The sequence below is a fragment of the Paeniglutamicibacter sp. NPDC012692 genome, assembly GCF_042901625.1.
GTDB lineage: Bacteria > Actinomycetota > Actinomycetes > Actinomycetales > Micrococcaceae > Paeniglutamicibacter.
Genome location: NZ_JBIBDE010000012.1, coordinates 1 through 24,358, shown reverse-complemented (window position 1 = coordinate 24,358; position 24,358 = coordinate 1). Strand labels below are relative to the sequence as shown.

Here is a 24,358-nt window from a genome sequence, read left to right as displayed (position 1 = left end):
AGACCTGCAGAAGATCTGGTCGGTAAAGGATTGAATATTTTCCCATGTCAACACCCATTCGCTAAGTGTTGCAGTCACCGCAAGAACCCAAGGTTGGTCTTGTGGCTCACCAAGGAGCTACAGTGATCTCCGCGTCCAGCGGTCCGCGTCCGGCAAGCCACGCCATAAACGAGCGTCGTTCAGCGGATGAACCGATTCGCTCGGGAACCGTGGACAGCAATACCGGCAGATCCCAGGCGACATACTCATCCGGCCAGTCCAAAGGCGTGTATCCAAGCCCCAGGTCGACATGGTGCATTTCCACTTCACGTAGCCTGTGCGCTGGACAGCCCGCTGCACCGTAGTGCCCTCCACCGAGGAAATGCCCATTGGGCCATCCTGCAGCGGCGGACAGAACGAAAACCTCTTCCAGGTGCGACATGCTGGTCCCAAGGTCGGCGATGATCTCATTGAACGATCTTTCGGCTCCGTCCTCGATCTCCCGCCGACGCTGATCCTCGCCACTTACGTACTTCGGAACATCCTGCCCATTAAGGGCGCCAAAGAGGCGACGAGCGTGCGCATCGGCGTTGCGAGCCAGATGAGTCAGGACATGCCCAATGGTCCAACCGGGCAGAAGGCTCGGCGAACGGATTTCACGCTCTGTCAGACGTTCCGCACGGCTCATCAAACGTGCCTGCGCTTCGCTGCAGAGTTGGGATGCACGCTCCGGATTGCTTTCAAGATTCACAGATACATCAACCTTTCACTTGGCCACACGTTTGCAGGCCATGAACCCGCCCGCTCATCCATCTTCACCGATGGGGCAACGAAGAGCCGGCCACTGCCGCGCCCAAGAACGGCTGTGTCTTGCATTGGTGTCCGTCCACCGGGCTCCGCTCGGCAGAGACCAAACCTTGGACAATCCCGGTGAGCATTCCGCTTACGACGCGCAGAATCATGACAGCCTCCTTTGATCATGTGTTGGTTTACTCCAGTCTTGAGTGTCAAGGCCCATCCAGCCCCGGGACACTGGCATAGTCTGTGACCTACGACGCCAAGCCACGAGTGGGAGCCAGCTGAACCATGAATAGCATCAAGGAAGCCTCGGTCGTGCTGCGTCACCGGCAGTTTCGAAGCTTCTGGACAGGACGGGTAATTTCGTCACTCGGTTCGGCCGCGGCCCCGATCGCCGTCGCGTTTGCGGCCCTCGAAGCAGGCGGCGGGGTCGAATGGCTGGGATTCATCCTTGCCCTCAACATCGCTCCCCAGGTTCTCCTGCTACTCGTCGGGGGTGTGCTGGGCGATAGGGGCCGGCGCGACCGGGTCATGGTCCTTGCGAACGCTGTTTCCGGCGTCGTTCAGGTGGCCATGGCCATCCTGATTCTGACCGGTGTGGCCGAGCTATGGATGCTGGCCACCTCCGTCTTTCTCTTGGGTGTGGCATCGGCCTTTTTCCAGCCCGCGTCCCAGGGATCAATCGTCCAGCTCGTTCCCCCGGAACTACGGGTGGCCGCGAACGCGGTATTACGCCTTCCCTTGAATGTCGCAAAGGTGCTCGGCCCCGCCCTTGGTGGTCTGGTGGTCGCCCTGATCGGCCCGGGCTGGGCACTGGCATTCAACGCTTGCACCTTTCTCTTGTCGGTGTTTTTTCTTACTTCGATCCGCTTGCCCCAGCCGATCAAGAGCAAGGCTTCTGCCCTTTCAGCCTTCCGAGAAGGCTGGAAGGAGTTCAGCGCCCGGCGTTGGTACGTCATCATGGTGGCGCAGTCCACCATCACGGTCCTCATGTGGCTGGTGGGATTCCAGCTCTTCGGACCGGTTGTTTCCCACTCGTCTCTCGGCGGGGCATTCGCGTGGGGATTGATCAGCGGTGGCTTTGCTTTCGGTTTGGTCGGAGGCTCGCTGGTCGCCGTGGCGGTTCGACCCCAGCGGGTGGGCCTCACGGTGTCCCTCTGTTTGGCGGCCCAGGCGCTGCCGCTGGTGGCCCTGGCTGTTGTTGCCTCGCTCTGGGTGATCGTCGGTGCGGCCGTCCTGGCGGGCATTGCCCTCGATATCTCGATCGTGTCCTGGTCGGCGTTCTTTCAGGAGCAAATTCCGGAGGGTTTGCAGTCACGGTTGTCTTCGATCAGCACCTTTGGGCAGCTACTTCCCGTACCGATTGGTTATGTACTGTTCGGGGTGCTCAGCGGGTACGTCAGCAATTCCGCAATGGTGGGCACCATGTCGGGGATTCTCGTTGTCGCGGCACTGCTGCCGCTCGTTCTGCCTTCCATTCGCCAATTGAGGCTGGGACAGCTCGTCGATGAATCCATGACCGAGGGGGGTGATCCCCTGCTTCCGGACTTGCTTATGAGGGGAGCCAAAGGTGAAGGCTCGACCTAGGCTCTCCGCCGATGCGACCGTCCCAGTGAGGGTTCCCCTGCGAAACAGTGTGAACCGAGAGTCATTGCGTTCAGGGTTGCGACATTTAGCGTTGAAAGCCGTACCCGACATCGGACACAGCCGCAAACCAAGCGCGGTACCCAAACTGATGCGATCCCTGCGGCCGAAGGCACTGGCGTGCCGGTGACCTGGGTGCGGGGTACCCGTCGGCTGCTAGGTTGGTGCAGTGACCATGCGCAAATACAGTGAAGTCGACGTCTTTTCCCCGACGCCCTACCTCGGCAACCCCTTGGCCGTCGTTCATGATGCCGACGGGCTGACGGGAGACCAGATGCAACGCTTCGCAAAGTGGACGAACTTGGCCGAAACGACGTTTCTTCTTCAACCAACGGATCCTGCCGCCGATTACCGGCTGCGGATCTTCTCCGCCACCCAGGAGTTCCCTTTCGCTGGCCACCCGACCCTGGGATCGGCCTTTGCGTGGCTTGAGTCCGGAGGGGTACCCAAGAACAACGGAACCATCGTTCAGGAATGTGGTGCGGGACTGGTTACTGTGCGTGTGGAGAACCAGCGGTTTGCCTTCGCGGCACCGCGTTTGACCCGCTATGGCCCCGTCGAGGAGTCGCTGGTACACCGAGTCGCCGCGGCATTGGGGGTGCCCTGGGGGCACATCCTTGACACCTCGTGGCTGGTCAACGGCCCGGAATGGATTGGTGTCAGACTTTCCACCGCGCAAGAGGTACTCTCATTGAACCCGGATCCGATGGATCTGGGGTCACTCTCCATCGGCGTCGTCGGACCGCACGTGCCCGGGCATGATATTCAGTTCGAAGTGCGCGCTTTCCTGGGCGGGGATCCGGTGTGGGAAGACCCCGTCACCGGAAGCCTCAATGCGGGACTGGCGCAGTGGATGACTGATACCGGGATTGCGGATCGGCACTATGTTGCCGCCCAGGGAACTGCCATCGGGTACCAAGGTCGGGTGCATGTCGCCGTTGGGGACGGCGAGATCTGGGTTGGCGGGGATGTCACGAGTTGCATCCGAGGCGAAGTCAACCTCTAACAGCCAGCCGTGTCCTTCCTGGAACGAAATCAGGGCTCTTCCAACCCAGATAGAGTCACCCGCAACCTCACCGCGGGCGGTTCTACACACTGGTTCTAGCGGGCGTCGTCGCGGGAATATGCGCCCCAAATCATCGGTCAAGGCCATGGTGGACCAGCAACGAAAAAGTCGGCAAGCGATCATTTCCGCGCTTTCCTGCGTGGTTTTAGTAGTGAATAGCCGTGATTCGCCATATCGCCAGGCTTGTTGCGTCCCAGTAGCCGTTCCACTTACGCAGAGCAGGCTCACGCAATACCAGAGGTCACGGGGTTCTTGAAGTGATACGGCAAAGAACACGAAAGCCCACTAGTCTCTTGATGGTGATGAATTCGCTGGTCTTTCCACACCGCACTTCTCGGCTGGCCCTCCGACCGCATGCCGAAGCCGACGCCGCCTGGTTGCTGCATGTCTACTCCCGCCCCGAGGTTGCACGTTATCTCCTGGACGACCCGTGGACTGCGGAGGTCGCCCGCAAGAAAACAAGCGAGCGCATCCCCAAAACCGATCTCGACGGCGACACCGGAGCGCTCGCCCTCGTCATCGAGCACGACCAAACGCCCGTCGGCGATGTGCTGCTATGGTTCACCGACCGGGAACGACGTTCCGCAGAAATCGGGTGGGTGCTCGACCCGGACCACGGCGGCAGAGGCCTTGCCACGGAAGCGGTTAGAGCCGCCCTCGATCTGGCGTTCGATCACTACCGTGTTCATCGAGTCGCCGCGCAGATGGACGGGCGCAACACGGCCTCGGCCAAACTAGCACGCAGGGCCGGCATGCGGCACGAGGCACATCTTCGCCAAAACTGGTGGAGCAAGAACGAATGGACCGACACGGCAATCTTCGGGATGCTCGCGAACGACCGCGCCTGACCCCACCGGAGACGAACGCGTGCCCATCCGCGCGGGCACGCGTAGGCTTATGCGGCCCGGAGCGCCGCGCCGGAGAGCCCGCTCGCGAGTCGCCAAGTGAAGGTTAGGCCATCGGGCCTGGTGCGGGCTCAGGAGTGGCGGCTTGGTCCAGGATCGTCGCCCTGCTCTTGTCGAGTGCATCCGGGATGAGCGTCAGGAGTGCTGCAAGTGCGAAAAGCGCGCCGATCCAGAGCGGTGCAAGCAGGCCAAGGCCGGAGTCCACCACAATGCTGCCCAGCGAGGTTCCCAAGAGGATGCCTCCGGTGACCACGGTGGGGAGCATCGACATGATGGCCGGGTGTTGACCGCCGGCCGCGATGGTGCGCGCAGCATGTGCGGAGTTCAGTGACACGCCACTGGCTCCGATGGCGATCATCGCCAGGATCACGACCGGCAACGAGGTCGGTGCCGCCCAGAACGCGAGCAGACCGGCGGCGAGAACGATCAGGCCGATGGTGAGCACCCGGGCAGGGCCGCGGGACGTCAACCGCCCCACCGCCCAGTTGCCCAGCACCGAGGCGGCGCCGTAGAGGGCAAGCAGCCAGGGCACGAGAATTGGTTCAACCCCAGTGACCCGTTCGAGGATGGTGGGGAAGAAAGCGAAACCTAGGAGCGTCCCTCCGATCGAGAGACCGGCCGTCGCGAGGGTCAGCCACAAGCGACGATTTGCGAGCGGGCGCAGCATCAGCCGAACAGGGAGCGTCGGGGCGCCGACGATGGACGGAACGAAGATAAAGATCGCGGCGGCCGCTGCCAGCACCGCGATGGAGTCAATGTGGAATGCCCACTGCCAAGTGACGGCCTGGCCGGCGAACGTAGCCAGCGGCAGACCGAGTGCTGTTCCGATCGTTACCCCTGCGAAGATCGTGGCCGTTGCCCGCGGTTGGGCGGCACCGGGAACCAGCCGCGTTGCGGTGCCCAAGGCAATCGCGAAATAGGCCGACATCAACGCTCCCGAAACCACGCGCATGGAGAGCATCACCGTCCACGGGGAGATGACGCCGATCACCTGCGCCACCGCGAAGGCCACAAGGAGCCCGGCGAGGACCATGCGAGGTCCGAAGCGCGACAAGGGCATGCCAAGCAGCCAGGGCCCGAGGACCTGGCCGGCGGCGAACCCGGAAATCAGCAGGGCCGCAGCACCGATCGAAACACCAACGCTGTCGGCAATGCCGGGCAGCAGCCCGGCGGCCATGAACTCGCTGGTGACCATCGCGAAAATGCCACCCGCTATGAGCCAAATTGTTGCCGGCACACGCTCTCTGGAAGTCGCCGTTTGAGCGGACTCGAGCCGACGGATTGTCGTTTCAGGCATAGGTTTCCTTATAGGTAGATGGCAGCAGCTGATCGCGGTCCGCCCTCGGGAGCTGCAACTCCCGAGGGCGCTCATGTATTCCTTCGCACCTCACCTGGGGGCATTCACGGGACGATCGCCGTCAATGGTTTGGCTAAGTGCGAATAGATGGCGGGCCGGGCGACGCTGATTTCCCTAGAGTCGTGTTCGATGGAGGATGATTTGCGGTCTCACCTTATGTTTAACAGGTCTTGTTACTCTAAGCGGCATGCGTTAGGGCCGGGGATTGTGCGTGCCTGCCTGGGCATCTGGGGTTGTAGTGGTTGTTCCCAGCGTGAAAGAATCCCGCCGGTAGCGATGCCCCGGCGGGATTCTTGTGCTTTCAAACCTCTGGTGATTCTGAGAGCGATTGACCAGATAGGGGAACTCCCCTGTCAGGTGGGCGTACCGGGCTACACGCGATCTGCCTGCAACGTGCCGCTCTCCGCGGGCTCCGCAGCGGGGACTGCGTGCGGGTGACGACGCTCAAGTGACGCGCCCTCAACATCGATATCCGGCAGTATTCGGTTCAGCCACTTCGGCAACCACCATGCTTTGTCCCCGGCTAGGTGCATCAGGGCTGGAATCAGCAACATGCGCACAACGAAGGCATCAATCAGCACGCCGAAGGCCAGAGCAAATCCAATCGGCCGGACCATCGCACTGTGAGAGAAAACGAATCCGCCGAAGACCGAAATCATGATGATCGCCGCGGCGGAAACCACCGCGCGGCCTGCGCGCAATCCATGGACCACGGCCAGCCTAGACGGGATTCCGTGGACGAACGCCTCGCGCATCCCCGAGCCAATGAACAATTGATAATCCATGGCTAGTCCGAACAGGATGCCTGCCAACAACGTTGGCAGGAAATTTAGAACTGGTCCCGGGGTAGCGACGCCAAAGAAATTGGCGAACCAGCCCCACTGGTAAATCGCCACCACGCCGCCGAGCGCGGCAAAGTAGGACAGGATAAAGCCGAGCGTCGCGATGGCCGGTACAAAGATTGAACGGAATACCAAAATCAGGATCAGCAGCGATAGGCCCACCACCACGCTCAGGTAGACAGGCAGCTTCTGGGCGAGCTTCTCGGAGATATCCACGTTGCCACTGGCGGAGCCGGCCACTCCGATTTCAAAGGTGCCATTCAGCGGGGACATCCCGCGCAGCGTGTGAACCAGTTCCTCAGTGGAAACGCTCGTGGGACCGTCCGCCGGGATGACTTGGAAGGCTGCCACCGTGCGGTCCGTTGAAGTGCCGACCGGTGCCACCGCTACAACATCGTTCTGAGCAAACAGCGACTCGGCGATTTCGCGCTGATAGGTCGACGCTTCTTGTTCGCTGGTGGTGGTCGGAAGACTAGCGACTACCAGTAGGGGTCCGTTCTGTCCCTCCCCAAAGTGCTCGGAAACCGCAGAGTAGGCTCGATATTGGGTCGTGTCATGGGCCTCTGCGGAACCATCAGGTAGGTTCAGTCTCAGGTCCAGTGCCGGGACGGCAAGTACCAGCAGCAAAGCGATCGAGGTGACGACCGTACCAATCGCTTTGGCGGTGGACATCTGGCGTGCGGCGCGCTTGGTTGGTGCGGGGAAGACAGCGGTCTTTCCGCGGATCAGACGGGCACGTTCCTTGCGGCTGAGAATCTTTTTGCCCGCCAACGACAACAGGGCCGGCGTGAGCGTGACTGCAACCAAAACGGCGACCAGGACGCTTGCCGCGCCCACGCTGCCCATGAGCCCGAGGAACGGTATGCGGGTGACGTTAAGGGCCAGGAGGGCGATGAAGACCGTGGCTCCGGCGAACACCACTGCGTTGCCGGAGGTTCCGTTGGCCAGCGCGATCGACTCGCCAACGGAGTATCCCTCCTTGAGCTGGTTTCGGTGCCGGTTGACGATGAACAGCGAATAGTCGATGCCCACGGCTAGTCCCAGCATCAACCCGAGCATGGGCGTCACCGAGGACATCTCCAACACGCTTGACAGAGACATTGCACCCAAGGCGCTGATGGCCACGCCGACAAGGGCGGTCAACAGGGGCAGACCGGCTCCCACAAGCGTGCCGAGCATGAGCACCAGCACCACCCCCGCTACGATCAAGCCGATAACTTCACTCGCACCGAAAATGCTGGGGGTTCCCTGGGTTACCTCTGAGGAGTAGTCGAATCTCACCCCGTTCACCGGGTTGTTTTCAAAGGATGCGACCAGCGCATCTTTGGTTTCTTGGGCTACATCCATCTGTGCGTCTGTGAAGACGATGGTGATGATCGCGGCTCCGCGGTCCTTGGAGACTGTTCGAATCTCCGTGGCCATCTTGAGCAAGGAGGCACCGTGTTCGACAGCGGCCTCCTGCTGATTCAATTCCGAGGCGTTTTCTTCAATCGTCTGGCGCTGTTTCTTTAGCTTCGCGGATCCGACATCAAGTTGTTCTTGTTGTGCATCAAACCGAGCTTTGGCAGATTCATACAGGCCTGCTGCCTTGGCTTGAGCGATGGCTTTGTCTAGCTCCTTGTGCCCGGTCCTTAGCTTGCCTTCCGCAGCTTCCAGCTGCTTGGCGCCCGCTTCAAGTTGGTCCCTGGCGTGAAGAATCTGTTTCCTGCCGTCGTCGATGGCAGCTAGCTGTTTGGCACGGTCGGCTTCGGAGGCAAACGGATCGATTGCGGTTTCAACCCCGCCAATGTCCGTCGTCTCGGCGATAATCGCTCGAATGGCTTGTTCCTGCGCCGCGGTAAATGCCCGGCCGTTGGCGGTCTGGGCCACGATGTTTCCGGTTCCGCCTGATGCTTCGGGGAACTTTTCGGCAAGTTTCTCGGTAACCTCGGCAGTGGGGGTTCCAGGGATGGTCATGGCGTTGGACAGCGTTCCGCCGCCTAGCGTAAAGGCCGCACCGGCGGCCAAGAGTACTGCAAACCATATTGCGATGATTTTTCGTGCGTGACGGGCTGAGCTTCGTCCAAGACGATATAGAAATTCTGCCATGGGTCCTTCACATTCATTTTACGGGGTCAGAATGGCGCGCTGGTATTAGGGCGTGCCAAATCCGGTGCGGAGCGGCTCAATGAGTCGTTCCAGAAGTTGGTCCCAGAGTTCCCTGGATTCGGTGGAGACCACGGCTCCGCAGGTGGACAAAAAGTGGAAATACATCACCACTAGGCCGTTGGTCATAGAACTGACCATCAGGTTGATGGTCAGGGCGTCTGCCTCAGGGTGCCTGCGGCACATTTCCGTGACGAGCCGTTGGCTGATTTCGGTTAGCGTGCGGGCGCATACGAGTGCCTGGCGAGGGGAAAGCTCAGAATCGACACCCATGATTTGGGTTAGGTGGACCAAGGGCGAAATCAGGTCGGTGCTCCGGACGGCTTCCGCCAATTCGTCGAAGATCGAATGCCGGGCGCTGGGGTCTGTGGGCGGGGCCGAGGCTAGCTGTTCCACGAAGGACTCGAGCTCAATGGCGCAGGCCTCGACCACCACGTCATCGAGGGACGCGAAGTGATTGAAAATGGTTCGACGCGAGACATCCGCCTCGCGTGCCAACTCGTCGACCGTAAAGTCGCTGGTCAGGCGGCTGCGCATGATGGAGGCGGCGGCCTTGACGATGGAACGGCGATGCTTTGCCTTGATTTCAGAGCGGCGGTCGATCGCCTGCACATTTTCACTCACCTGATTACACTAAGTGCATGGTTGCATTTAGTGCAAGTTGTTCCAAGGTGGTGCGACTGTCCTTTCCGTGGATGAGGCCCGAGCCGGTGCTTTGGGCTCGGGACCGAGTAGCAAATGACTTCATCTCAGGACGCGGACTTGAATGATTGATGGAGCTGAGCCCAGAGCCGGCTCGTATGTGGTCATCGAGAGCAGGGCAGAGGCTTCGAGTAATTCTCATTCGTGGCCCGTGAAGTGCCAACCGGCTTCTTCTGCCAGCTCGCGGCTCCGAAGGAGGTGGATCCCAGCCAAGCGACCTACAACCATTCGCCAGCTGTCCAGTTCGACGACGGGGTCCTCGGGGATCATGCAGCTGCACTGGCTGCACTCACTCTGGGCCGCCTGCGCCAAGGAGGAATCGGCGCCAACACGCGACAATCATGAGGTAGCTCTCCAGCAGTCGTGCTCGAGAGCGCTCGTTGCTCTTGAGCACGACTGCTGGATTCTGTCCGCGGCCGACCATAGCGAAACGCGTCGACGAGGCTAGCCACAAACTCCTGATGCAGGTGCCTTGAGTACTTGCATCTAGTGCGTTTTCACTGATATCCAATGCTGCGAATTCTTGCGTCGGAACACTTTGAAGAAGATTATGCCTGGGCCCGTCCGCGGGAAGACCGGTAGGAAGTGTGGGGGAGCGTTGTTGATTTGTAGGTGTTCCCTGGGTCGGGAGCTTGCGGACTTGATTTCTCTTGGATTCAACCGCAGTCTGGTCGTGAAAACGGATGCTGCCAGAACCGCATGGTCTTTTGACGGTTCGCGCCAATACCAGCCCGGATTCGTCTTGACCTTCCAAACCGTTCTGGAAGTCCTCAAATGGATCTTGTTGCATCCGGTCTTCTGGCGTGCAGGGGTGAGGGGCTGGTGTCCAACCGTCGGGGCACGGCCGGCTGCGCGGGTCTTACGCCTCAGTGTGACAAGGGCACGGGCACGATTCCTAGTAGAGTTTCGCGCAACGAATGCCGTACCGCTCCAAACGAGCGGAACGTCCGTTTGAGTGCGTCATGCGGCTTTGCTGGATGGTTTTGAAGGGGGTATCCGGCTTCCGGAATTTCCAAATGCTCGGTCTATCGGTGAGGGAAACACATGGGTTACAGCTCGTTCAGCAATTCGGGGTACTTTGAAGGAGACCCCGAGATTATTTGGGCCGCTTTCGCGGATCCATCGATATCGAATGACTATGCGGAACACAAGACCACCTTCGTCCCGGGCACGGGATTCGTGCTCGCCGCGGGTAGCGCCTGGGATGAGCAGCACGGTGAAGAATGCGAGTTCGACGTCGTTTCTTGGACGATCACGAAGCATGTACCAGGTTCCGTGATGGAATTTCGAGGTAAGCAACGAGGGATACGCCCGCGTGTCCGGTTGGGGATGGAACCAGATGGTTCCGGCTACCGGCTGACTGAGTCGATACTTATGTCTCCGGCTATCGCGGGCAAAATCGGAGCTAGCGTCCTTTCGTGGCTGTTACTGGCGACCGGTGTTCTCGCGAAGTTCGGTGACGACAAGGGCCAATCGTTCGATCTGTTGCGGGAATACTTGGATGTGCATCCCAACGCGACCCTCTCAAAGGCCCTTGGTGAGGGCTAGTACCACTCCTGCGACCCCTGCCGTCATGTACATGGCGTCCCGTGGAAAGGGATCGAACGGCAGGCGGCACAAACCAAGGTTCCTACTATGTGTGCCTGTCGTCGGTCATCGAGGTATTTATGCGCTGAAGTCGTTTCAGTTGGCGCCTGCCCTTATTTTGGAAGCGGTGATTGCCGACTCGCCTGCGCCGTATGTGGACGACGACATCTATCAACAGAAAATTTGCCGGGCTCTTGGCGTCATGATCCAGTGGCAGGAACGTCCCCCATAGTAGACACAAGAGGGATGGGAGTTCTGGTGACACTGTTTGAATGGCAGATCGCCTTGGTTGTCGTGTGCGCGGCAATGTTGTTTGCGGCGGCTCTAAAGGTACGGTCGCGCTGGGTTCGGAGGCGAGAAATTCTCCGACGAGAAGTCGAGCATCAAAGGAAACTGTCCAATGCTGCTTTCGATGACGAGATTCGTCGTGCGCTGCAAAAGGTTAGAGGTTAGCCAAGGTTGTAGCTGCTTGCCATTGAGAAGTCTCAATGATCTTGATTATGCGGGACATCGGCATGGGATTCGATGCGGCTGGCCTCCAGGCCGGTCTTGAAGGTTCATTATGGGAGATCGGTCAACGCTCAGTGAATCGTTGTGCTCTTCGGGTCTGGGACTATCGGCTGTTGCCGGCCCAGGCCTGATGGTTGTTGATGCGAAAACGCCTGTCCGCATTGAGCTCAGACGCGGCTCTTGGCATAGTTTCCACATATTGCATCCGGAACGGCGAGAGCGCGGACCGAGGTTTGAGCAGAGGCCACACGGGGGCTCCCGGGCGGGTTATTTCCCGAGCGCTTTCGAATCTCCGTCAAATGGGCGTCGGGCAGTGCCGAAAGCAGCGGGAAGGCTCGTCGTTGGGAACTCTGCTAATGCGTGCCGAGGATAACGTCGCCTACTGCCCGAAGTTCATGTATCCGGCATTGGTCAGACGTTGATCGTGCAACCGAACTGCTTCACGGCAAAACTATGGCTACTGAGATCCAGCAGGCCGTCACGGGGCTGTCCGAACCGTCTTGGTGTCACGGGCCTATGGGAAACTGCGCCCAATGCGGTTTCATAACACCTACATCTGGCTCGCCGGGGGCAAAGCGACAGAATTTCAACATGTTTCCGCATCGTGAAATGTCATTCTTTCCTTGCGGAAATTGTGGGGTGCCCCTATCTTTGAGTAGTCAAGTGATGTGGCACACATCTCGGATGTATTCAATATCAGGAGCAGCCATGAAGTTCACCGCAACAGAGGATTTTGTGCCGGCCAAGCCGGTACGCAAGCAGCGGTTCTATAAGTCTCTATTCTTCCAGCTTGGAGTCGCGGTCGTGGCGGGAGTGCTGATCGGTCATTTCTGGCCGACAATTGGCTCACAGCTCAGGCCCTTGGGCGACGGTTTCATCATGCTGATCAAGATGATCATCGCGCCATTGATATTCCTGGTCATCGTCACCGGAATTGCAGCCGTGGGCGATGTCAAGGCAGTAGGCAGGGTTGGCGTTAAGGCGCTGTTGTACTTCACTGGCGCGACCGTATTTGCCTTGATATTCGGCCTGATCATTGGCAATATCATGCAACCGGGTGCCGGGTTGAACATTGATCCGACAACCTTGGACAACTCGTCCATCGAGGAAAAAGCCGGCGCGGCCAAGGGCGCAGCAGATTTCATACTTGGCATCATTCCCGTCAGCGTGATTGGGGCCTTTGCAGAGAACAACCTCCTGCAAGTGTTGTTCTTCGCCGTCTTTTTCGGGGCGTCGATCGTGGTGGTTGGCCAGAAGCGATGCGCCCCCTTGCTAAGTATTTTCGAAGTCATCCTGGAACTCATTTTCAAGATCATGAGCTGGGTCATGAAGGTGGCACCGTTGGGTGCTTTCGGGGCCATGGGGTTCATTATCGGGCAGTACGGTATCGGCACTCTTGGAACATACGCAAAGCTCATTGTTGCTTGCTACGTTGCGGCGATACTCTTCATCGGCGTTCTCTTCATCATCGCCTGGGTATTTGCGCGCGTTCCGTTATGGCAGTTCATTAAGTACACGCGCGAGGAATTCCTTCTTGCATTGGGAACCGCCTCAACGGAGTCGGTCATGCCTCGGATCATGACGAAGCTGACGAATGCAGGTTGCTCCCGAGCTACCACGGGCTTGGTAGTCCCCACCGGATACTCCTTCAACCTGGATGGTGCGGCAATTTACCTTTCGATCTCCCTGTTGTTCCTTGCCCAGGCGTTCGGACACAACCTAAGCTTTGGCCAGCAGCTGGCCGCGCTTGGAGTTCTGTTGCTGACCTCCAAGGGAATGGCCGGGGTTCCCGGTTCTTCCTTCCTCGCGCTCTCGGCTACCGCCGCAGCATTGGGAATCTTCCCCGTGGCGGGAGTGGCGCTCCTCCTGGGAGCAGACAGAATCATGGACGCGATGCGCGTCGCGGTGAACCTGCTAGGAAATTGCGTAGCGACTTTTGTCGTCGCTACATGGGAGGGGCAATTTGACCGCGAGGTTATGAAGCGCGCATTCGCCGGAGAAATCACGAACGAAGATTCCGCCAGAATGCTAGGCAAAGAAGAAGAGTTCGCCCAAGCGGAAGAAGCCCGCCTCGCAGCAGGACAAGACCCTTCGCCAAAGTTCGGCGGCGGACACTCTCCCGACCCGTTCCCCGAAATCGAAGTGCGCTCCCACTCGTAAACGGGCTCGTATCTACGTACGCCGCCACGGAAAGGGACCCGGAACGGTGGATGGCTCGGGCAACAGCTAGGGGAAGCTGTTGCCCGAGCCATCTTTTCGTTGCTACCGTGCCGGAAGCGCAGATACGTGACGGGGGCTGTTTCGTTCCTTCGGTTACCCGCCGTCAGCGTTCGATCTCCTGGCCCAGAATGGTGACACTCCATTGGCACGCGCTGTTGCCGTTCAACTTGAGAGACTCCTTTCCGATCAGAGGGACAGATCCCGGAATGGCTCCCCTCACGGGGTAGACAGCTCGTGAGTAACACTTCGTTGGAGGAACCAGGACAACTCCGTCAGCTAGGCTCAGTCCAGCCGTTGTCATCTCTTGCGGTCGTTCCACTGCGGGAGCCACCCAGTTCGAGTGGTTTTGATGAAGTCACCCTGGAATTCCTTTGCCTTAAAGTGGTATCGATGTTTCGCGTCATGATCTGCTTGCCGGCGGCTCTGGGGATATGTGAGGTTTGAACTGACTCACGATGCGACTTGCCCAGCCTCAAATCTCGTGCAAGTTTCATTTCGGGGTGTCCTTGGGGGATGCTTCGATATCTGCTGGCATCCGCGGCACCCCTAGGTCGCTGGTGTCCCAGTTGTTCGTATAGGGACCAGTCCTCCCCTACCAGGGCTGGTCCCTTGCCGTTCCACGACGTAGCTGCTTGTATTCGGTTTCCTGAAGCGGTGTCGGGCTCGAACAATTTGTTCAGATAGTGGTCGCCTCCTTCTCCCAGGGACTGCACGCAAACGGATCGCGGGGATCATCCAGCTTTGCTTGAGCGCCTACCCGATGGCATCGGCCTCAATGACATGGAGGCGGCATAGGCATACTGCATGTCGTCCGGATGTCACCGTCGCTGTGATCATCTTTCCTTTCCACTTGGGTGCCTGCCCGTAGCGCGCAGGGAGCCTCGGGGACGTGAGCGCAACCTGGGATGTGAGACTCAGCCGCATGACGGTAGCCGTCTATCAAGGCATCCGACGTGGAGTATTTCACTTCTGCGCGTTTCTGCGTCATGAAAACCGTGAGAGGGACTCTCAAAAAGGGAAAGGCCTCACACGCGGATCACTTTCTTCGTTGGTTTTCGATCATGCGCCGCGGGTTTGGGTGTGATCGACAGGCTTTACGCAGGGGAGTGAAGTCTGCGTTCGCCATGAAGAACGACCGAGAGGCTCCGGGGAGCGAATCCAGTGTGCCGCAACTCGGCACAGCCTTGGGGGCTGCATGAGTTGGCTTGTTGGCGCGGATGATCGCTTCCCGGTGTTCGTTGTCCCGATTGCAAGGTAGGAAAAATGAAGAAAAGACAGCATATCCGAACACCAACGCGGGTGATCGTCGGCGTGCTTGCCTCGATCGTTGCCTTCGGCGGCCTCCTGGGCTTGGTTTCAACAGCAAGCGCCGCGGCCCCGGAGGTCACGCATCCCCACGCGATTTCAAACATCCAGCTGGAACAGGAAGACGGAAGCGCCGGCCCCCTGCAGCAATGGAGCTCCGTAAAGATCATCGCGGATTGGGCCGTCCCCAACGGATCAAAAGCGGGGGACTCTTTCGGCATGACCCTGCCGGATGAGTTGGCGCGCTGGGGCAACGGGAACTTCGCCATAACCGATCCCGACACCGGAGACGTGATGGCCCTGTGCACGGTGAGCCAAGGAACCGGGCCTCAGGTCGTGTGCACTCTGACAGAGGCGGTGGGCGGTTTGGAGAGCGTCGGCGGTTCGTTCTGGATGAGCGTGCAGGTTCACAAGTCCACCACCGAAGAAACTGTCGGCTTCGAGGTTGGAAACGAAATAGTCATTGTGGACCTTCCTGGCGAAGGCGGCATCATTCCCGAAGACCTCACTGAACCGGGAAACCCGTACAAATACGGCGGAGCCACCGACGAAGAAGGCCGCTTCGTTTGGACAGTGGGCATTCCTTCCAGCTCGGTGAAAGATGGATCTTTCACCGTCGAGGATCATCTTGATCCCACACAAGAGAACCACCACTACACGGGCGAGCTTATGCTCCTCCAGCGCCCCGTCGAAAACGGTCAGCTGGTGGGCACCTGGCAGATCGTCGCCCCTAGCCACTACAGCCTGGCCTGGGGCGCCGACATGAAGTCCTTCGACTTCATCGCAACCGAGCTGCCTGCGCAAGCCAACACCTATCGCTTGCAGTATGTAACCAAAGCCGACGGGATGGTCCTCGAAGGCGATGTCTTCGGTAACAAAGCCACGGTGGGGGCCAAGGAGACCAACTCGGTGTTCCGCGTTGAATCCAACGGCGGCGGCACCGGCACGGGCAAAGAATTCACCCGTTTCACCATCACCAAAGAACTGAATGGTCAGGCGGCAGACCTGGCCAAGGACGCTACATTCTCGATTCGCTACCTCGTCAAGGGTTCTTCGGCGGAAGCGAAGATCATGACGGTGTCTGTGGGGCAGCCAGTCAAGAGCGACCGTGTTCCACTGGGTTCCACTTTCGTTGTCGAAGAGATCAATTTCCCACAGATCGCTGGTCTTACATGGGGAGACTGGACTCTGGTCGGCGAAGGCGTCCTACGCAACCCTGATGGCACATACGATGTCACCCCATCTGCTACGACTGGGGTCACGTTGACACTGACGAATGACGCCCAGCCCGCAACATCTCCACTGGGTGAAGCGACCTGGACGAAGGTAGGCCCCGAGGGAAAGGCCCTCGGCGATTCTGAATGGGATCTAGTCGGCCCTGACGGGAAGACGCTCGAGGTTATCGACAACGGCACCCGCGACGTGGACGATACCGACGGAGCGATAAAGGTCGTCGACCTGCCGCTGGGATCATACACGCTGAAGGAAACCAAAGCCCCTGAAGGATACGACATGGCCGAGGATACCTTCACGATCATCCTCGATGATGAAAACCTGTCTGCGAGCTTTGGTGCCATCGAAAACAGCCCGACACCGCCCAATCCAACTCTTCCGCCGATCGAGACTCCCGACCCCACACCCGGTGTGAATCCGGAGCCCGCGCCGGAGCCATCTGAATCCACGCAGAATCTGGCACCAGAACCATCGGAATCAGACCAAACGCTCGCCCCGTCGGCCTCGCCGAATCCAGAGCATTCCAGCCCCGGAGGGTTGGCGAGCACCGGTGTCGCTGTAATTGGTTTGGTTGTCACCGCTGTTGTGCTGCTATTGAGCGGCTTTGGATTGTTGAGAATGCGTAACCAGCGCAAACACGGCTAGCGCCATTTCCCGTGCCGGGACCGTACCGATCAGAGAAGATCCCGACAACACGTACGCCGGTTTTGCTCACAGGTGGCCATCTCGGTTCTCATCCGAGGTGGCCACGCTTCTCCTGTGGGATTGACGCTTAGACGACCGAAATGGGACACTGCGGCCGCCTAAGCGGCAGAATCAGGACGGCCCGCAGGGGTCGTCACATTTCGGGGCGGTGGGTTCAACCTTTGCGTTATGCTGCTGCAACATTCCAGCAATTCGCTCCGGGGCAATGTAAAGGTGGCCGCGGCCCTTGCTTTCCGTTGGATGGAGCGGGCTCCGGCCAGGTACGTGCCGGTGTTGCTGGGCGCGTCGAGTGCCGACGGATCCCCTGCCAGGCGCCCGCTCGTGCAAACTGCCACGGTCGAGAAACTCGAGTCGGGGAATGCTCAGTGATCCCAGGAACCACCGAGCCCGAGTTGTGATCGGCAGGTACCGACAGAGCCATTCCGGTCCCATATAGAGGATGGGACCGAGTCGCGGCAACTTGCTCCTATCCAACATATCTGTAAATCTAGATACATGAATGCGACTATCTGGACACCTCCGAACATCGAGCTTGTCTACAAAGCGCTCTCGAATGAAACTCGGCGACAGATCCTGCAGTGGCTCAAGGATCCTGCCGCGTATTTCGACGCGGAACGCTACAGTGAACGCGGACTCGACATCTCCGCCGGCGTTTGCGTTGGTGACATCCAAGCCAAGACCGGGCTGGCCCAGTCGGTCATCTCCGGCTACCTCATCACCCTCCAGCGGGCCGGGCTGCTCATCTCCGAGCGACTTGGCAAATGGACCTACTACCGGCGGAACGAGAGATCGATCGCGGCGTTCGCCGACATTGTGCGCCGCGAACTCTAACCCCGGCCCCGAGGAACGCTCAACTGCGCTCCACGCGCTTCACCCTCGACAACTCAGACCAACTTCAACGCAACTCCAGCGGTGGGCATAATAAATCTAGATAGTTATATATGTCGAGATAGCGACTCGACGCCCATCCTCGCCACCGGGGCCTTGCCCGGCTTGGACAGGCACCACAATTTTGGTGGCCGGGCCTGCCTACCACTCCATCAAAGATTCCCCGATTGGACCCCATGAAATCCAGACCCGCCGTGCCCATCATCATGCTTGCTCTCGGAGTATTCGGGATCATCACTACGGAAATGGGCATAATTGGTCTCCTTCCCTTGCTCAGCGAACGGTACGGAACGAGCGCCGCGACCACGGGCTGGCTGGTGAGCATTTTCGCCCTCGTCGTCGCCATCACGGGACCGGTCACAACGCTTCTCGCCTCTCGACTGAACCGTAAGTCCATCCTCCTTGCATCCATCGGGCTCTTTGCTATCGCGAACGTGGCGATGGCCCTTAGTAGCCGGTTCGAAGTTTCCCTCATCTGCCGGGTCATTCCCGCCCTCGCGCACCCGGTTTTCTTCGCTATCGCGATCACGACCGCGGCCAGCATGGTTCCGCCGGCGGGCGCCGGCCGCGCCGTTACGAAGGTCTTTGCCGGTGTCACACTCGGGTTCGCGTTCGGGATCCCGGTTAGCTCCTTCCTCGCGGAGCGCTTCTCCGTCGAAACAGCCTTCATCGCGACGGCGGTAGTCAATGCCGTTGCTTTCATTGGCCTCCTGATCTATCTGCCCGCAATTCCCGCAGATTCGCCAATCTCCTATGGGGACCAGCTGCGAATCTTGCGCAGGCCTACGCTATGGCTCAACATCATTACAGTCGTTTTTATCTTCGCGGCCATGTTCTCTGGCTTCAGCTACTTCGCGGACTACCTCGGTACAGTCTCTGGACTGCCCGGGACGGCCGTGAGTGCACTGCTTCTCGCTTTCGGCGTGTTCATGGTCTTTGGCAACTTCGTTTTCGGTGCGTTGCGTATGAAGAACCTCGTTCGCACCATGATTGCTTTCCCGTTGCTCTACATCGCGCTCTACGCTGTTGTTGCGTTGCTCGGGGCGTACGGGTTCGCAATGACCGGTGTTGTTATTGTCTGGGGACTCGTTCATTCCGGCGGGCTTATCCTCAGCCAGGCTTGGCTCGGCATCGATACCCAAGATGCTCCCGAATTTGGCAACAGCCTGTTTATTTCCTTCTCCAATTTGGGTATCACGCTCGGAGCGGCAGTCGGCGGTTGGTTCATCTCAGTGCTAGGGCCACAGTGGCTTCCCCTCGCGGGTGCAGTGTTTGCTGGTCTCGCGGCCGTTTTCATCGCGATCAGGCTAGCCATTTTCCCTGCCTTCGCGGTCGACGTCGTGCACCAAGGCCCCGGGACAGCTCCCGAGATGTTGCCCGCAGGATCGCAGTAGCGACCATTTTCAGGATGGATGATTCCGATTTGTGTATGGGTCATGCGCCGGTGTCCTGCAACGTGCACGACACCGGGGTCAATGGATCGGAAACATCCGTCAACAAGGAAAAGGACCATTTGGAGGGTGCTGGCCTTTTCGCTCAAGAACCGGCGACAAACCCGGGTCCGGCGTAGACCATAGTCAATGCCCTCGGGTACGGACCAACTGCCGAGCCGGGCTCTTTCGGAAGGCAATCGGGATGACCAGGTGTCGATGCTCTTGCGTTGCAGGAGGGAGCCCGGTCGCCTAGTGCGGGTGTTGTTCTTGTAGGTTTCATCGACCCCAGCGCACCCCTTCATAAACACTAGACATTGAATGGTTTCGGGCGTAGTGTCGCTCGGACAACTACATACAGTTGCGAAACCCCAGCCCGCAAGCGGACTCCAGGAGACACCCGATTTCTCCCCCGGTCCGTCGGGACTCCGTCTTCAGATGTGGCCATTTTCCGGTTCCTGAAAGCGTTGGCATGGTTTCGGCGGCGCAGGTTTCCCCCAAGTACCTGCGCTAGCAATTGCAGGTGCCACCCCCAAGAGGCATCTACGAATCTGATGAGCCCCGCCCAGATGGGAGGTGGGGCTCATCTTCGCGTCTAGGGCGGTTGGTGGCCTGTTGACCATTGCCGGATCCATCTTGGGCATGTGCTTTGCCGAACGACCATTTAATCAACGGCTATGGGCGGCACGCTGCATCCTTGCCGCCCATAGGGGACCCCCGTCGATTCCGTTTGATCACTCCGATGTTTTCTCGGGGGACATGAGCTTCACACCTTGGAAGTCGGTTTCGCTCAACCCCGCCGCTTCGCAGCCTGCCTGAATCCTCGATTCTAGCCGCCCCATCGTGGCGCCTATCAGTTCCATCTGACTGCGCTGGTGCTCGAGGACGATGGCTATCAACTCCCCGAGCGGGCGGGAAATCTGTACCTCCGCGATAAACGCATCGTCGCTGGCGTGCGCGGCGTTGAGAAACGCTTGGGAAATGGGGAACTTTTCTGGATGTGAGTTCATGTTGCCAAGACTACGATCACTTCACACTATTCTGAGTGCCTTGTCGCAGAGGGAATTGTGTTCCCGGAAGCTGCAAGCGACATGAGCCCCGATGGAGCTGACCTTGGGGTGCTATGTTCAATGGCCTTGCCTGTTTTTCCCAATATTGATTGCTGTACCATTCTGAGCGTATTTTGTAGACGGCTTCACACTGCTTTGCCCTTCAATCAAATAAAGTACAACCGTGGGTACGATGCTTCACCTACTTACGAGCTCACTCCTCATATGTTGTGGAGCTGGCAAGGAACAGCCAAGGCAGATACCACTGCGCAACCGGATGGCAGTGAACGGCCGGGACCGAATCTAAAGCCTGGAACAAGCAGGAGGCTCCGCGACGGCGGAGCCTCCTGCTCCCATCAATGGTCAGTGCCTATGGGGGCGATATACAGATGAGATTGGTCGCATCCGCTCCCCCAAGAAGGGATGCGAAATCGAACGGCCCGAGCTTAGATACCGGCGGCACGATCGAGCGGGCTGAATCCATGGGGATGGTCCACCGCGCTCCATCAGTAGAGAGGCCCACGACGAGGTTTCGTGACGGCAAAAGCACGACATTGTTTTCTACTGCATACGCGCCGTAGGCAATGTCCCGTCATTCTCACTGAGAAGCGCAGCCTTAGACTACGAAGCGGCCACAACGACGAGGCCCATCGTTTGGAAAAGGAATTCGTTGTACTCACCCATTGCGCAATGCTTGTTGGCACTGCTGGCGTTCGGAGTCGTTGCGGTTTTCTGCTGTGTTCTTCTTTACGGAATCCAGCGTCTCGTGGTGAAAATGCAGCGTCGTGATCCTTCAGAATGATCCGGCGCGGGATTCGTGGCACGGATTGGTGGTTCCCAGCGCCGGGTAACGGCCCCCGTTTTTCAGCCCCATGTGTTCGCTCGAATTCCTCCAGGGTGGTGGGCTAGGGGGCTGGCGGCACCCAAGGTGGTCGCCGAGGTGTGAGGGCATAGGGTCCCAAGGAGACCCTGAATGCCGCCCGCTTCACGGGGTACTGGGTGTATTGCGAGTCGCAGGCTGTCGCCAGGGATTCCATACTTGGCGAGGACCCGGCGGAGAGCATCGCCGAATTGCGCCAAACGTTCCCCGACAGAATTGTGTGCGTTCAGTAGCAGTGTCATCTGGTTTCGTTGATAAGTGGCCACGGACCCGGGCATGTGTTCATCACAAGCTTGCCCCATGTCTGCCAAAAGCATGAAGGCCACGGGGTCTTCCAAGTCGTGGATGGCGTGGGTATAAACGGCAACCATGGGAGGTGCGTTGGTCCCCGGGTCTTCTGTCAGCTCGAGGACACGACGCTCAAAGTGCTGGAGGCTCGCCAATCCGGTGACAGCATCCACGCACGCCAACCCACGGCTCAACGAGCTTGTCGTTTCGACCCAGGATTCAAGGAACCCATCAACAAAATGGACCGGTATCGGTTCGTGCCATACAACCTCGAGGGACCTGACGTCGTTGAGGGATTCGACGATCCCCACGCCTTGAAACGCGCGCCGGGATGCCAAGCTCCTCAAGGTGCCCTCTACCGATCGCCCCTGCACCAGGCTGGCTGCCACCGCGTGCACGGCGCGGCACCGCCAATCCGACTCGCGTCTCCACCCGGTCTGCCTGGAACGTTCCTGCCACAGGACAAGCAACGCATCGATCCGGGCATGGCTATCTAAGAAGGGAAATGTGTGGTTCATACCGATTGAGACACCTGCCCCTGCAAATCGTGACGCCGCTATCTTCAAGAGAAATGTGAATTTGGCATCATAAACAGTGCAGTGTCTGCTCTTTGTTAACTAAGGGGCTTATCGTGAAGGCGAGATGCAATTTACAGGGGGATACCATCAACACGCACCATGACTCCGTTAAACCATCGACAGAGCCGGGCGATGCGGAACTTGTTGCCTTGGTACGCAGCGGGGATGCGCGCGCACAAGAGATGCTCTATGCCCGTCATTACCAAGCTGCCCAGGGGACCGCATACCGTCACTCGAACAGCTCTTTCGAGGTTGAAGACCTGGTGGCAGAGGGTTTCGAGAGAGTCTTTGCGATCCTGCGAACGGGACGCGGTCCCGAGGTATTTTTCCGCGCGTACTTGTGCAGGGTCATTTCCCACCTCGCTTTCGCCTACAACACCAAGGAAAAGCGTTTGTCGCTGACGGACGAATTTGCGATGTTTGACCAGGCAAGTGATCACGCCGATCCTGTCATGAGCCAATTTGAGTCCGGCATCGTCGCCGATGCTTTCCGCTCATTGCCCGAGCGATGGCAAGCGGTTCTCTGGCACCTCGAGGTCGAGGACATGAAACCGGCCGAGGTGGCCCCGCTGCTTGGGTTGACCCCCAACGGGGTTTCCGCGCTGGCGGTGCGGGCCCGAGAAGGTCTCCGGCAAGCCTACCTGCAGTGCCACATCCAGAATGATCCCGAGAAGACCTGCACGTTCACCTCGACGCACCTTGGCACCTACATCCGCGGCAAGCTCACACCTCGCAACGAGGCAAAGGTGGACCGGCATCTTGCAGAATGCTCCACATGCACGGCCGCGCTGCTGCAGCTTGATGAGGTCAACTCGGCCATGCGGGGGGTCATCGCACCGCTCTTCCTGGGCGGAATCACCGCGCTGGGGCTGCCTGCGGCCATCACGGCAGGCTCGGTTCCCGTGACTATCGCGGCCGCTTACTCCGGCAAGAGCGTTACGGGGCTGAGCGTCGCCAAGAGCCCGACAGTCGTTGGTAAGGCCAGCGGATTCGTCAGCGCACATGCCACGGCGACCATCGCTGTGGGGGTGGCGGCCGCCCTCACCCTTGCCGCCACCATAGCCATCGCCGCCGGCTCGATCTCCGGCATCGCTTCGCCCCGCCCCACTGCGCAAGCGGACGACGCCGTGGAGCAGCCCATCAGGCTCCCTGACGTTGCGGAGAAAATGGAGCCCACAAAGAAGACGGCACATGAACAAAACGATGCGCAGCAAGCTGTCCCAGACGCGGATAAGGTGGCCACGTCACCGAGCCCAGAGCAAACTCTTGGATCCGTGGTTCCCGAGGGCAATGCCGGGACGATACCCGGGGCCTCGGAGATAGGCCACGTATCGCCGTCTGCTCAGGAAGTGTCTCCCGATCCAGCACCGGAAGCGTCAGCAGGAGAAGGAACCCCGGCGCCGAAACCAAAACCACCTGTCTTGGTTCCGGAAGAAATTCAGCCTTCGCAGGCTCCCGTGTCGGAAGTGACCGAGCCGCCGGAAGTGACCGAGCCGCCGGAAGTGACCGAGCCGCCGGAAGTGACCGAGCCGCCGGAAGTGACCGAGCCGCCGGAAGTGACCGAGCCACCGGAAGTGACCGAGCCGCCGGAAGTGACCGAACCATCCGAAGTGCCGGGGTGGAGGCTGTGTGAGCTCATACTGATTGTTGGAGGTGACGACCCTAGGGCCCAGGTACTTTACGAGAAATGTCTGGCGGCACTCACTCGACCTTAACCACCATCTCACTGGTGTCGCTGTGATGGTCTTGTTCAAGAACGAAGGGGCGGCCAGGGATTCACCGTTCCGCACCGGGGCGCTGCAGAAAGAATCTGGCGTTGTCGACTCCGTCTTCGAGTGGGTCCACTGGTAGAACCACGAACTCCTGCATTCCTCGTTGGATCGCCAAACGCCGGAGGAATTTCGAGTGAACCTATGACGATGAAAATTTCGGCTCGTTACTCAAGGCTGCCACACACAAAACGCTGACGTGATTCCTCCTAAGGGACTGGTTACGTCCAAAGCCAGGGGTTCCATTGCGGCGGACCCCTAGCGGGAGTTTCCCTACGAATCTTCCTAAGACCCCTGACCCGACTTCTGAGCGTCAGTTTCGACGTCTGGTAAGAAGTGGGGGATGCATCGAGCAGTGGGAGCATCCCACAAGCCTGTTCAGGCCCCCTAGGTCGAAGCCGCCACCCTCGTCGGCAAGAACCTCCGGGTATTCGTAGCAGACACCTGTCCACGGCAACAACGGGCATAACATGGTCGT

At 59.2% G+C, this 24,358-nt stretch carries 14 protein-coding genes; 9 read left to right on the top strand and 5 right to left on the bottom strand.

From position 1 onward, the window contains the following. Positions 1-106: 106 nt before the first annotated feature. Positions 107-730, bottom strand: a complete 624-nt coding sequence (locus tag ACFY5D_RS21770) for a maleylpyruvate isomerase family mycothiol-dependent enzyme (protein WP_387534641.1) — start codon at positions 728-730, stop codon at positions 107-109. 335 nt (positions 731-1,065) lie between these two features. Here ACFY5D_RS21770 and ACFY5D_RS21765 point away from each other — a divergent pair, with 335 nt between their 5' ends. From ACFY5D_RS21765 to ACFY5D_RS21755, 3 genes are all read left to right on the top strand, one after another. Then, the gene (locus ACFY5D_RS21765) at positions 1,066-2,364 is read left to right on the top strand and encodes an MFS transporter (protein ID WP_387534639.1); all 1,299 of its coding nucleotides are present in this window, start codon (positions 1,066-1,068) and stop codon (positions 2,362-2,364) included. 226 nt (positions 2,365-2,590) lie between these two features. Further along, positions 2,591-3,427, top strand: coding sequence for a PhzF family phenazine biosynthesis protein (locus tag ACFY5D_RS21760; RefSeq protein WP_387534637.1), 837 nt, complete (start codon positions 2,591-2,593; stop codon positions 3,425-3,427). Between the two features lie 362 nt (positions 3,428-3,789). Next, on the top strand, positions 3,790-4,335 hold the full coding sequence (locus ACFY5D_RS21755) for a GNAT family N-acetyltransferase (RefSeq protein ID WP_387534635.1): 546 nt from the start codon (positions 3,790-3,792) through the stop codon (positions 4,333-4,335). Positions 4,336-4,438: 103 nt separating this feature from the next. Here ACFY5D_RS21755 and ACFY5D_RS21750 read toward each other — a convergent pair whose 3' ends face one another. The 3 genes from ACFY5D_RS21750 to ACFY5D_RS21740 all read right to left on the bottom strand — a co-directional run bounded on the left by ACFY5D_RS21750 (position 4,439) and on the right by ACFY5D_RS21740 (position 9,360). After that, positions 4,439-5,689: an MFS transporter gene (locus ACFY5D_RS21750; protein WP_387534633.1), complete on the bottom strand. Its 1,251-nt coding sequence runs from the start codon at positions 5,687-5,689 to the stop codon at positions 4,439-4,441. Positions 5,690-6,120: 431 nt separating this feature from the next. Beyond that, the gene (locus tag ACFY5D_RS21745) at positions 6,121-8,679 is read right to left on the bottom strand and encodes an MMPL family transporter (RefSeq protein ID WP_387534631.1); all 2,559 of its coding nucleotides are present in this window, start codon (positions 8,677-8,679) and stop codon (positions 6,121-6,123) included. Between the two features lie 45 nt (positions 8,680-8,724). Next, complete coding sequence (locus ACFY5D_RS21740) at positions 8,725-9,360, bottom strand: TetR/AcrR family transcriptional regulator (RefSeq protein ID WP_387534629.1); 636 nt, start codon at positions 9,358-9,360, stop codon at positions 8,725-8,727. Between the two features lie 1,122 nt (positions 9,361-10,482). On the opposite strand from ACFY5D_RS21740, the gene ACFY5D_RS21735 reads away from it, so the two are divergent. The 5 genes from ACFY5D_RS21735 to ACFY5D_RS21715 all read left to right on the top strand — a co-directional run bounded on the left by ACFY5D_RS21735 (position 10,483) and on the right by ACFY5D_RS21715 (position 19,280). After that, on the top strand, positions 10,483-10,986 hold the full coding sequence (locus ACFY5D_RS21735) for a hypothetical protein (RefSeq protein ID WP_387534627.1): 504 nt from the start codon (positions 10,483-10,485) through the stop codon (positions 10,984-10,986). A gap of 1,257 nt (positions 10,987-12,243) precedes the next feature. Beyond that, positions 12,244-13,695: a cation:dicarboxylate symporter family transporter gene (locus ACFY5D_RS21730; protein WP_387534625.1), complete on the top strand. Its 1,452-nt coding sequence runs from the start codon at positions 12,244-12,246 to the stop codon at positions 13,693-13,695. 1,323 nt (positions 13,696-15,018) lie between these two features. Next, on the top strand, positions 15,019-16,938 hold the full coding sequence (locus ACFY5D_RS21725) for a SpaA isopeptide-forming pilin-related protein (RefSeq protein WP_387534623.1): 1,920 nt from the start codon (positions 15,019-15,021) through the stop codon (positions 16,936-16,938). Positions 16,939-17,493: 555 nt separating this feature from the next. Beyond that, the gene (locus tag ACFY5D_RS21720; protein ID WP_387534621.1) at positions 17,494-17,829 is read left to right on the top strand and encodes an ArsR/SmtB family transcription factor; all 336 of its coding nucleotides are present in this window, start codon (positions 17,494-17,496) and stop codon (positions 17,827-17,829) included. Between the two features lie 233 nt (positions 17,830-18,062). Then, positions 18,063-19,280, top strand: coding sequence for an MFS transporter (locus ACFY5D_RS21715; RefSeq protein ID WP_387534643.1), 1,218 nt, complete (start codon positions 18,063-18,065; stop codon positions 19,278-19,280). Positions 19,281-20,050: 770 nt separating this feature from the next. Here ACFY5D_RS21715 and ACFY5D_RS21710 read toward each other — a convergent pair. After that, complete coding sequence (locus ACFY5D_RS21710) at positions 20,051-20,326, bottom strand: hypothetical protein (protein ID WP_387534620.1); 276 nt, start codon at positions 20,324-20,326, stop codon at positions 20,051-20,053. A gap of 1,838 nt (positions 20,327-22,164) precedes the next feature. On the opposite strand from ACFY5D_RS21710, the gene ACFY5D_RS21705 reads away from it, so the two are divergent. Continuing rightward, complete coding sequence (locus ACFY5D_RS21705; protein WP_387534619.1) at positions 22,165-23,826, top strand: sigma-70 family RNA polymerase sigma factor; 1,662 nt, start codon at positions 22,165-22,167, stop codon at positions 23,824-23,826. Positions 23,827-24,358 lie beyond the last annotated feature (532 nt).